Below are 573 nucleotides of genomic sequence, written 5' to 3' on the forward strand. Positions count from 1 at the left end.
ATCCGTCGTTGGTATAACGGCTACAGCTGGGCAGATCAGCAAAATGCAGCGGTTTATAACCCTTTCGACCTACTGCTCCTGTTCCAGGAGCGCCGCTTCGCCCCTTACTGGTTCGAGTCGGCAACGCCCACATTCCTTGTCGAGCTGCTCGCCGAGCGCGGTATCTACACGCCGTCGCTTACCAACTGGCAGAGCCGTCCGGCGCTGCTCAGCCGCTTCGATGTCGAGCAGATCAGCACCGAGGCTTTGCTGTTCCAGACCGGTTATCTTACCCTTGTCGGCAGCCGCGAGATCGTGCCTAACAAACCGATATACCAACTCGCTTTGCCCAATTACGAGGTCGAGTGCAGCCTTAACGAGGCACTGCTCCCGGTTCTGGGTATTAGCGACGATGCCCTGGATGAGATTGTCTTAAAGTTGCCACAACTACTCCAGTCCAACGATATGGCCGGACTTGAGGAGTATTTCAAGGCGCTCTACGCCTCACTGCCCCATGATTGGTACCGCAATAACCCCATTGCCCGTTATGAGGGTCACTACGCCAGCGTTTTTTACAGCCACTTTGCCGCCCTG

At 56.0% G+C, this 573-nt stretch carries 1 pseudogene; it reads left to right on the top strand.

Annotation, left to right across the window (positions count from 1 at the left end):
• Positions 1 to 573, top strand: a pseudogene (locus tag CKO12_RS14515) (AAA family ATPase); the annotation flags it as partial.

It is taken from the genome of Chromatium okenii (assembly GCF_016583745.1).
Taxonomy (GTDB): Bacteria; Pseudomonadota; Gammaproteobacteria; order Chromatiales; family Chromatiaceae; genus Chromatium; species Chromatium okenii.